At 30.8% G+C, this 10186-nt stretch carries 10 protein-coding genes, 1 tRNA gene and 1 rRNA gene; 11 read left to right on the top strand and 1 reads right to left on the bottom strand.

Annotation, left to right across the window (positions count from 1 at the left end):
• Window positions 1-222 precede the first annotated feature (222 nt).
• From rbsD to KQI86_RS19800, 10 genes are all read left to right on the top strand, one after another.
• Window positions 223-618 carry a D-ribose pyranase gene (gene rbsD, locus KQI86_RS19845; protein ID WP_216441151.1) on the top strand — a complete coding sequence of 132 codons (396 nt, stop codon included), beginning with the start codon at window positions 223-225 and terminating at the stop codon, window positions 616-618.
• Window positions 618-2135 (top strand): sugar ABC transporter ATP-binding protein, encoded by a 1518-nt coding sequence (locus KQI86_RS19840; RefSeq protein WP_216441150.1) that lies wholly within the window; start codon window positions 618-620, stop codon window positions 2133-2135. Before rbsD ends, KQI86_RS19840 begins: the two co-directional genes overlap by 1 nt.
• A gap of 58 nt (window positions 2136-2193) precedes the next feature.
• A complete protein-coding gene (locus KQI86_RS19835; RefSeq protein ID WP_216441149.1) occupies window positions 2194-3126 on the top strand; it encodes an ABC transporter permease subunit in 933 nt (310 codons plus the stop codon).
• Window positions 3127-3167: 41 nt separating this feature from the next.
• Entirely contained in the window at window positions 3168-4091 is a 924-nt protein-coding gene (gene rbsB / locus KQI86_RS19830) for a ribose ABC transporter substrate-binding protein RbsB (RefSeq protein WP_216441148.1), read from the top strand.
• Between the two features lie 192 nt (window positions 4092-4283).
• Window positions 4284-5402 (top strand): transglutaminase-like domain-containing protein, encoded by a 1119-nt coding sequence (locus KQI86_RS19825; protein WP_216441147.1) that lies wholly within the window; start codon window positions 4284-4286, stop codon window positions 5400-5402.
• 72 nt (window positions 5403-5474) lie between these two features.
• Window positions 5475-6290, top strand: a complete 816-nt coding sequence (locus KQI86_RS19820; RefSeq protein ID WP_216441146.1) for an undecaprenyl-diphosphate phosphatase — start codon at window positions 5475-5477, stop codon at window positions 6288-6290.
• A 538-nt stretch (window positions 6291-6828) separates the two neighbouring features.
• On the top strand, window positions 6829-7278 hold the full coding sequence (locus KQI86_RS19815) for a hypothetical protein (RefSeq protein ID WP_216441145.1): 450 nt from the start codon (window positions 6829-6831) through the stop codon (window positions 7276-7278).
• Window positions 7279-7377: 99 nt separating this feature from the next.
• Window positions 7378-7824, top strand: coding sequence for an SPOCS domain-containing protein (locus tag KQI86_RS19810; RefSeq protein WP_216441144.1), 447 nt, complete (start codon window positions 7378-7380; stop codon window positions 7822-7824).
• 102 nt (window positions 7825-7926) lie between these two features.
• Window positions 7927-8535 (top strand): hypothetical protein, encoded by a 609-nt coding sequence (locus KQI86_RS19805; protein ID WP_216441143.1) that lies wholly within the window; start codon window positions 7927-7929, stop codon window positions 8533-8535.
• 73 nt (window positions 8536-8608) lie between these two features.
• Window positions 8609-9106 (top strand): hypothetical protein, encoded by a 498-nt coding sequence (locus tag KQI86_RS19800; protein WP_216441142.1) that lies wholly within the window; start codon window positions 8609-8611, stop codon window positions 9104-9106.
• Window positions 9107-9341: 235 nt separating this feature from the next.
• Here the strand turns inward: KQI86_RS19800 and KQI86_RS19795 are convergent.
• Window positions 9342-9430 (bottom strand) — tRNA-Leu (locus KQI86_RS19795).
• Between the two features lie 659 nt (window positions 9431-10089).
• Here KQI86_RS19795 and KQI86_RS19790 point away from each other — a divergent pair.
• Window positions 10090-10186, top strand: a 16S ribosomal RNA gene (locus tag KQI86_RS19790); the annotation flags it as partial.

The following is a 10186-nucleotide window of genomic DNA, read 5'->3' as shown; positions in this document are numbered from 1 at the left end:
CATTAAAATTTCATACTTTTCTTCTGCTGTATATTTAGTTCTTCTGGACATAAAAATACTCCCCTTTCTAGTGACAGATTTTTATTTTTTAATCTGTCTACCTCAAGGGGAGCATATCAATATAAAAAAATGACAATAGGTTTTATCCTATTGTCATTTTTTTATAACTTGTCCCATAAGAATATATATAAGGAAGCAACAAGCTTTTTAGGGGGAGATTTAATGAAAAAAATAGGAATTTTAAATCATAAAATATCGTCCGTAATTTCTACAATGGGACATACAGATGCCATAGCTATAGGAGATTGTGGTCTCCCTATACCTAAGGAAACTGAAAGAATAGATTTAGCTCTTATAAAGGATATACCTACTTTTATGCAAACATTAAAAGCTGTACTACTAGAACTACAAGTAGAAGAAGTAGAAATCGCTAATGAAACTAAAAAAGTAAGTCCACAGTTTTATGAAGAGGTAAAAAAAGAATTAGGACAGATAAAAATAAATTTTATTACCCATGAAGAATTAAAAGAAAGGCTTAAGAAGTGCAAAGCTGTTATAAGAACTGGAGAGCAAACACCTTATGCAAATATAATATTAAAATCAGGAGTGATTTTTTAATGGAAGAAAATAAGTTAAAAAAGACCCCTTATTTAGAGATGAAAAGTATTTCTAAACACTTTTCAGGGGTAAAAGCTCTTGAGGATGTAGAAATGAAAGTTTATGAAGGAGAGGTTCTAGCACTTTTAGGGGAGAACGGGGCAGGAAAATCTACTTTGATGAAAATATTGTGTGGTGTATATAAAAAAGATTCAGGAAGCATATTTATTAATGGAGAAGAAGTTCATATAAACGGAATAAAAGATGGAGAAAAATTAGGTATATCTATAATTCATCAGGAATTGAGTTTGCTTCCTAACTTAAAAATATATGAAAACATTTTTTTAGGAAATGAAAAGTGTAAAGGTGTTTTTAATAAACTTGATAAAGATTATATGAAGAAAGAAAGTAAAAATCTCTTATCAACCATAGGGTTCACCCTAGATGTTGATACATTAGTTAAAGATATAAACATCGGGGAAATGCAGATGATAGAAATAATTAAGGCGATTTCAAAAAAATCTAAATTGATTATTATGGATGAGCCTACAACTGCCTTAACAGATGTGGAAACGGAAAGACTGTTTCAGGTTATAAGAAAATTAAAAGCTCAAGAAATTTCTATAATATATATTTCTCATAGATTGGAAGAAATTTTCCAAATATGTGATAGGGTAAATGTGCTAAGAGATGGTAAGTACATAGGAGAGGTTCAAGTAAAAGAGGTTACAAAAGATAAATTAATAGCTATGATGGTTGGAAGAAAATTAGAGGAACAATTTCCTTATAAAAAAGTTGAAAAGGGGGAAGCTCTTCTAAAGGTGGAAGGTTTAAGTTACAAAAACAAAGTAAGAAATGTATCTTTTGAAGTTAGAACAGGAGAGATACTTGGAATAGCAGGTTTAATGGGCTCTGGGAGAACGGAAGTTGCTAAAGCCATATTTGGAGAATATAAAAAGAACAGTGGAGAAATATATGTTGAAGGTAAAAAAGTAAATATAAACTCCACTAAAGATGCAGTAGAAAATGGAATAGCTTATTTATCAGAGGATAGAAAGAAAGAAGGTCTTATATTGAATATGTCAGTGGGGAAAAATATTAGTCTTTGTAATTTGAAAAGATATGAAAATTCCATGAAAAGAATAAATAAGAAAGCGGAAATTAAAGATGTAGAGGATTATATAAAAAAATTGTCAGTAAAAACTCCCTCCTTAGATCAAGTAATTAAAAAATTAAGTGGAGGAAATCAGCAAAAGGCTATAATAGCAAAATGGATTATGATTTCTCCTAAAATACTTATAATCGATGAACCTACCAGGGGAATAGATGTGGGAGCAAAGAAAGAAATATATGAGGTTTTAAATGAGCTTAAAAGTATGGGAAAAGCTATAGTAATGATTTCTTCAGATATGTCTGAAGTATTAGGAATAAGTGATAGGATACTAGTTATGAGTGAAGGAAGATTATCAGGAGAGTTACATAGAGAAGAAGCTACACAGGAAAAGGTTATGAAATATGCAATAAGTGCTGTAAATTAAAAAATACAGTATCTTGTGGAATAAGTACACGGGATATTGGAAGTGAGGAGAAATATAAATGGAAAGTAGTGTAAAGGGTCTTCTTCTAAAATTCAAATCCCTTTTAGGATTAATAGTACTTTGTGTTGTTATTTCCATATTAACACCAAGATTTTTAAGCATATCTAATATAATGAATGTTTTTACTCAGGTTTCTGTTAATGCAATATTAGCAATAGGAATGTCTTTTGTTATTTTAACAGGGGGAATTGATTTATCTGTAGGATCTACATTAGCCATATCAGGAGCAGTTTCTGCTAGTTTAATAAAATCAACAAACAATATATTTTTATCCTTAATAGTAGCTGTAGCCATTGGAGCCACTATAGGCTTAATGAATGGATTAGTGGTTTCAAGAGGGAAGATACAAGCTTTCATAGTAACCCTTGCTACTATGACTATATTTAGAGGAGTTACTGTGGTATATACTAACGGAACCCCTATATCAGGTTTATCAGATGCATTTATGAAAATAGGTAACAAAAAAATAGGTGGATATATTCCAGTACCAGCAATAATAACAGGAATTATACTTTTTATAGCATGGTATATATTAAATGAAACTAGATATGGAAGATATGTATACGCCATAGGGGGAAATGAGGATTCGGCAAGGCTTTCAGGTATAAACACAGATAAAGTTAAAACTTTTGTCTATGTATTATGTGGAATTACAGCGGCAATTAGCGGAGTAATTACTACAAGTAGAGTAGGTTCAGCATCTCCTAATGCAGGGTCAGGTTTTGAGTTAGATGCTATAGCAGCGGTGGTAGTTGGAGGTACAAGCTTAGCAGGAGGAGAGGGGACAGTCATTGGGACTATTATAGGTGCAATGATAATAGGTGTTTTAAATAATGGACTAAATTTAGCTGGAGTATCAGCATACTACCAATCCATAGTAAAGGGATTGGTCATACTTTTAGCAGTTTTGATAGATAGAAAAAGCAAATAATTTATTGTTCAATAAATTATTATTTAAAAGGAGGGACTAGAATGAAGAAAAGAAATTTAAAAATTCTAGCATTGGCTTTGGCAGGAGTTTTAATAACAGCAGGTTTCCTAGGATGTACTAAATCAGAAGATAAAGATAGTGCATCAAAAGGCGAAGAGAGTAAAAAAATAGGTATGGTTATTTCAACTTTAAACAACCCATTCTTTGTAACTATGAAGGAAGGAGCTGAAAAGAAGGCAAAGGAATTAGGATATGAACTCATAGTATTAGATTCCAGAAATGATGGTGCTACAGAAAGATCCAATGTAGAAGACCTAATACAAAAAGGTGCCAAGGTTATAATTGTTAACCCTACAGATAGTGACGCTGTTGGAAATGCAATAAAGGTAGCCAATGATAGTAAAATTCCTGTAGTTACAGTAGACAGAAATGCCAATAGCGGAGAAGTAGCATCTCACATCGCTTCAGATAATGTGGCAGGCGGAAAATTGGCTGCAGAATTCATCATTGAAAAACTAGGTGAAAAAGGAAATGTAGTTGAAATTCAAGGGTTACCAGGAACATCAGCGGCAAGAGATAGGGGAAAGGGATTCCATGATGGGTTATCAGGAAAAGATGGAGTTAAAGTTGTTGCAAGTCAACCAGCGGATTTTGATAGACAAAAAGGTTTAAGCGTAATGGAAAATATAATACAAGCTCATCCTGATTTCCAAGCTGTATTTTGCCATAATGACGAAATGGCATTAGGAGCTGCTAAGGCATTAATAGGAAAAGAGGTAATAGTGGTTGGATTTGATGGAAATGATGATGCTGTAAAAGCAGTAGAAAGTGGAGAAATAGCTGCTACAATAGCTCAGCAACCAGACTTAATGGGAAGTATATCAATAGAAAATGCAGTTAAAATATTAAAGGGTGAAAATGTAGAAAAAGAAATTCCTGTAGAATTAAAGCTTATAAAAAAATAAACATATAAAGCATAATTTTTATTGATGTAATATAGGGGCTGTCTCAAAATAGAAAGTGATTTCTAGAGCGAGATAGCCCCTAGTTTTTAAGCAATATTCAAACGTCTATAGTTATAAACAAAAAGAAAGAGGCTTAGCTTTTTTGTATTTATGTCGATATAATATATATAAAATAGTTAAGAGGTGGTTAGTTTGATAAAAAAAACCTTTAAATATATAGCGGCAGCTATATTAATTACCTGTTCTTTTACTTTTGTAGCATGTGGTAATCAAAAGGCTGACAAGGGTGTTTTTGTGACTAAGTGGGATAATTATTATGAAGGAAGTAACATAAAATTTTACTATGAAGGTGCTGATAATCCAAATCTACAAAAATTAAGAACTAAATATGATTTAGATGAAGTTGTGAAGGATAGTAAAGATGATTTTGAAAAGTCTATAAAACTTATGAATTGGGTTAATAGCAAGATGAAATATAGCAAAAGTAGTTTAAGTACTAAAAAAGACGCATTAACTATACTAAAAGAGGCTGAAAACAACAATACTTTATCAGATAAGGACTTTAATATAGTTTATAGTCAAAGTGCTGCTTCATTAGGGATATTTGCTAGAAGGGGAGAGTTTAGAGTAAAAAATAGCCAAGCTGATGGAGAAGATTCATATTTTAAAGTATGTGAAGTATGGAGTGATAAATATAATAAGTGGATTATGCTAGATGTAGTAAATAATAGTTTTATGGAGAGTAATGGTGTCCCATTAAGTGCTATTGAGGTTTTAAATTCTCAACTAGCAGGGGTTAATACTCAAGGCGTAAAAAATAAAGAAAAGTATATTAAAAAATTAAAACCTTATATGTATTCATATTCAATAGAAATTGATAATAATATATATGGTATGCCAAAGAGCAATTCATTTATTACATATATCAATGGAGAGCAATTACCTGAAATAAGAATAGAAGGAGATATAATAAGACCTACTATATTTGTAAAAAATGACACGCTGTTTAATAAATCGCCTAGAATCATTCAACAGGAGCAAAATGCACAAAAAGATAAAATGCCTACTTTAATATTTTCAAAGAATAATAGCGAAAATAAAAAAGATGGTGATAATGAAATAATTTTGAATGGGGCAGCTTTTATGGATAGTGCAAACATTGAGGGGTATTATATAAGCATTGATAACATGGAGTGGATGGAAGTTAAGAGCTACTTCACTTTCAGCTTAAAAGAGGGCGAAAACAACATAAGATTTTCTTTGGATGGTAAAAAACTAATAAGAGAAGTAATTATAGAGTATAAGAAATAAATTAACATTTTTTTTAGAAAGGAATCGTAGTATAATTAATGAGTAATTAAATGAGAGAGTGAGTGAAGTCTAGTGTTGTTAATATTTAAAGCTATTATTATCGCAATAGTAGAAGGATTAACAGAATTTGTTCCCGTTTCTTCTACTGGACATATGATTCTTGTGGGACATTTAATAGGATTTACAGGTTCCTTTGCTAATTTATTTGAAGTAGTAATCCAATTAGGAGCAATACTCGCTGTAGTAGTTGTATATTGGGACAAACTTTGGAACAGTGTAAAGGGTGTATTTAAACTGAACACCACAGATTTAAGATTTTGGATAAACATAGTAGTAGCTGCTATTCCTGGAGCATTGTTAGGATTTTTATTAGACGATTTTATAGATGCAAAACTATTTAATCCAGTAACAGTAGCTGCAGCCTTATTAGTAGGCGGAATTTTGATGATAATTATTGAAAATAAGTTTAGAAGAAAGAGCATAACTAAATCTGTAGATAGAATAAAATTAAGACAATCTATATTTGTAGGGTTATTTCAATGCTTAGCTCTATGGCCTGGTATGTCAAGATCTGCATCTACAATAATGGGTGGATGGATTGCTGGATTGTCTCCAGTAGTTGCAGCTGAGTTTTCTTTCTTTTTAGCAATACCTATGATGGTAGGAGCTTCAGGATTGAAGTTAATTAAAAGTGGACTAGTTATGTCAAACATGGAGATAATAACCCTTGCAATAGGTTTTGTAGTAGCCTTTATAGTTTCATTAATTGTTATTGAAAAATTTATAAAGTTCCTTCAGAAGAAACCTATGAGAGTTTTTGCTGTATATAGGATTTTAGTAGGAGCGGTACTTTTGATACTATCTATGTTTAAAATTATAACAATATAGTTTTATTAGATATTTAGATAATGTAAAATACAAGAAGAGCTAGGTATGTAGTGAAATAAGGACTTTTTATGGAGCGGTTTTACTACATACTTAGCTCTTTATTTTGACAACATAATAAAGAAGAATTGAGGTTTTTAATAGCCTCAGTTCTTTTTATTTTGTATAGATTGCTAGTTGAATAGGAAGAATAAACTTTGAGAGTTAAGAGATTATTAGTTTTAGTTGGAGCTTATTTATAAGGAATACTTACTTATTAGATCAAGAGATTCTTAGTTTCAGATGGAGTTTGATTAAAAGGAATACTTACTCCAACTGAAGCTTAGAAGAACTTATCCAGGGACGTAGCATCCGTTATGCACAGCATAAGAACTCTAAATCGCTGAAGCTAAAGAGTTCTAATATTTCTCACTTGTAGAAAAGCAGAGAACCAAAATCTTTGATTTTATGTGAGTCGCTTTCACAGAGTGCGATGGGAGTATTACGGATGGTAGTCATCGGATAAAGTTTAAGTAGAACTATAAAGGAGGGAGGTAAATCTATGAACTACTGTGTAGCTATAGATAATTTAATACAAAACAAAACATGGGTTAGAAATGACATAGGTATGGCAAAAGTTCAATTTATAAAATTAATTTCAGAAAAAGAAAAGTTAAAAATATTAATAACTTCTAATAATCTTAAGGGTCCTATATACTCGCTTGTAGAAAACATTATAGCTATGAATGAGCAAGTTACTATTTTCTATGATGGAGAACATTGTGAAGTTTTAAGAGAAGAAGAATACGAAGATTTTAAGGATAATGTTAGAAAAGATGAGTGGAATGTGCTGTTTCGTGGGGATGTTACAAAAGATTTATATGAATTAGGTTTAGTAGAGAAGGAAAAGGGCTTTATAGCTCAAGCTCATAAAGATATAGAACATTCAATTCTTGCAAATGTAAACGTAGAAGCTTCTGAGGAAATTTGCAAGGAATTTGGATTAAAATAAAAAGAAGGCGATTATCACGTCTTCTTTTTTTATAATACTGTGGAATTTATTGTAATAAAACATAGTATATAGTATAAAAACTCTTAAGGAGGAAAGCAAGTGAAAGATAATAAGATATTAGTTAATGGATTGACATCCTCAAGGGAGATTTCTAGAAACTTAAGAAATATTCCATATTCAAAAATAGCTGAAACTAATATCCTTAAACTATCATATATACCATATGAAATTTCCAGGGTATTGAGTGTAGACATGAGTATTAGTTTAAAGATATTTAAAAAAACAAAATCAGATAGGGGGTGTAAGGTAAATATTATAGGTTTTAGAAATATAGATATTAATTATATAGCTGAGAATTCTAACAAAAAAGTTCATGAATTAAACTATAAAATACCATTTTCAGCAGAAATAAAATACCCTTTTAATGATATTAGTGTAAAAAACGTTTATGTACCAATAGATAAGATTTCTGTAAAAGTATTAGATCCAAAACAATTGATTTTAACTTCTAGTGTATATATAGCTCCTTTGATTGGACAATCTTAGAAGGAGCTATAATTTCTTAGCATATACAATTTATAACAAAATCCATTATTGTGCATAAAATAGTATTAAAACTTTAATAGCTTTAAATGAAAGGAGTAAAAAATGAAAGTTAATGACATAGAAATATCAGGGGTTATATCCCAAGATGATTTAAATTATTATAACTTACATTACCCACGTAAAGAAATATGTGAAACTTATGGTATTACGTTTTTAGAGGATAATCCTAGCATTGAAACTCCATTACAAATTTTCTTTGATACAAAAGTAGTAGAAAACAAAATAATATACACTCAAGGAGAGAACAAAATCTTTCTTCATGGTATTATAACAACAAAGTTAGTTTATGTTGCAGATGAGGGGTCTAAACCTATTAACACTATAGAATTTTATAAACACTTTTCATGCATACTACCAACCAATGCTCACAGTAGTGAGTCCATAACTACTAAAGTTTTTATTGAGGATGCTATTGTAACTCAAGAAAGCAGCAGAGGTTTTTATGTTTCCCTTGTATTACTTGTGGGTCCTATTGATACTAGTGATGTTAATAAAGATAAAGAAGTAGAAATTTTACCTAAAAGGGAAAAGCTAAATAAGATTGAAGAGCCTGAAAATATAAGCATACCTGTTAAAAATAGCGACGCAGATATAGAAATTCAATATGATATGAATACTCAGCAACAATATTTTGAATCAAATTGGAAATAACATTAACAAATTTCCATACTCCTTAATATAATACAGTATAAACAATTTATTAAGGAAGTGGTGGTGACTGTAATTGAGTAAAAACAATTATATTGATAGTAAAGATATAAATACAAACGCAGGATTAGCAAGTTTTTATAATGATGAGCGAGCTGTAGCTAGCGGAAATGTACGCTTTGGTGCTTGTGAACTTTGTAGAACTGTTGGATTAGGACCTAGTCTTAATAATATGTCTAGGTTATTAAGAGTAAACGTAAGACTAATGAATGTATGTTATGGAAAAGAATTAACTGTGGGCTGTATTATAACAGATACAGCTGGAAGAGTACTAGCTTATAAATCAGAAACATTTATAGCTACTAGAGAAGACTCTTTAAAAGCAGAAGGAACTATGAGATCTGCTGAAAGTGATGATCTAGTTTATGAGAGCAGAAGTTCTAATTGCGGATGTTCTGGAAGTTGTGGAGATGTAACTAGAGTATTTAATATTATACTTCCTAACAGCGACGTTTGCTCACCATTAGATGTAAATGCAAGAGTAATGGCTAACTACACTTCTCCATGTAACTAAGATTAAGCTTTAAAGTTAAGTTAAGTAATCCTTAGCTTTGGCTGGGGTTTGTCTATATAAATAGTTACTTTGGCCGAAGCTTACAATAACTTATATTCCACCTAAATGAGTCAAAATTTTTGATTTTGTACAAATTCCATACGTCTTTCTAACTAAGAAGTTTCATTGTAAGAAAGTATATAAAATAAAAAAAGAAACTAAATTCAACTTTAAAATTGAATTTAGTTTCCTTTTTTGGTGCCGAAGACCGGAATCGAACCGGTACGGTGTTTTAGCACCGCAGGATTTTAAGTCCTGTGCGTCTGCCAGTTCCGCCACTTCGGCATAAATGTTATCCATATCTTTAGGACAAGATTTATTATAATACGCATATCCCTATTAGTCAACAATTTTTTTGGATATTTTTATAAAAAAAATTCCCTACTAATATATCTATTGATAAAGCTACTAATGATTATATGTTACTAAATATAATTAATATATATAATGTATTTTCAATATGGGGTTGATGCTACTTCTTAATTATAATATATAAAATTCATATATTATAATATACGACACTACGATATATGAAATATGAGTTCAATGACAATAAACAATAGCAAATCAAAGTGATATTGATGTTAATTTATAAAGGATAAATGGCATTGCATTATATACTTGTCCTAGTGTATCAACATGCGAAAAACGAAGAAATATTAAATAATAGTTAGCATTAATGGGATAATATTTTATAATTGTTCTCAATAGCATTATAGCGAAGTTATTATGTGATAGAATAACACATGTCGTCAGGCGAGAGAGCAAAACAAAGCCAAAGAGACGACAAATAAATTTTCAAAAAAATGTTGACAAGATGTTTTCAATATGATAATATCTAAACGTTGGCAAAACAAGTTGAAAATGATCTTTGAAAATTAAACAGAGGAATGAAACCAGTCGATTCTAAAGAGAATCAACGAATGAGCAAATGATTAAACTTATAAATTGAGAGTTTGATCCTGGCTCAGGACGAACGCTGGCGGCGTGCCTAACACATGCAAGTCGAGCGAGAGGAATCCCTTCGGGGATGAATCTAGC

Source organism: Clostridium mobile, from assembly GCF_018918285.1.
Taxonomy (GTDB): Bacteria; Bacillota; Clostridia; order Clostridiales; family Clostridiaceae; genus Clostridium_AW; species Clostridium_AW mobile.
The sequence above is the reverse complement of the archived record's forward strand: the minus strand, read 5'-3'. Positions and strand labels throughout refer to the sequence as shown.

Excerpts from the sequence above, each read along its gene's own strand:
- rbsD (WP_216441151.1), top strand. The coding sequence starts at position 223 with ATGAAAAAAATAGGAATTTTAAATCATAAAATATCGTCCGTAATTTCT.
- KQI86_RS19835 (WP_216441149.1), top strand. The coding sequence starts at position 2,194 with ATGGAAAGTAGTGTAAAGGGTCTTCTTCTAAAATTCAAATCCCTTTTA.
- KQI86_RS19805 (WP_216441143.1), top strand. The coding sequence starts at position 7,927 with ATGAAAGTTAATGACATAGAAATATCAGGGGTTATATCCCAAGATGAT.
- KQI86_RS19840 (WP_216441150.1), top strand. The coding sequence starts at position 618 with ATGGAAGAAAATAAGTTAAAAAAGACCCCTTATTTAGAGATGAAAAGT.
- rbsB (WP_216441148.1), top strand. The coding sequence starts at position 3,168 with ATGAAGAAAAGAAATTTAAAAATTCTAGCATTGGCTTTGGCAGGAGTT.
- KQI86_RS19815 (WP_216441145.1), top strand. The coding sequence starts at position 6,829 with ATGAACTACTGTGTAGCTATAGATAATTTAATACAAAACAAAACATGG.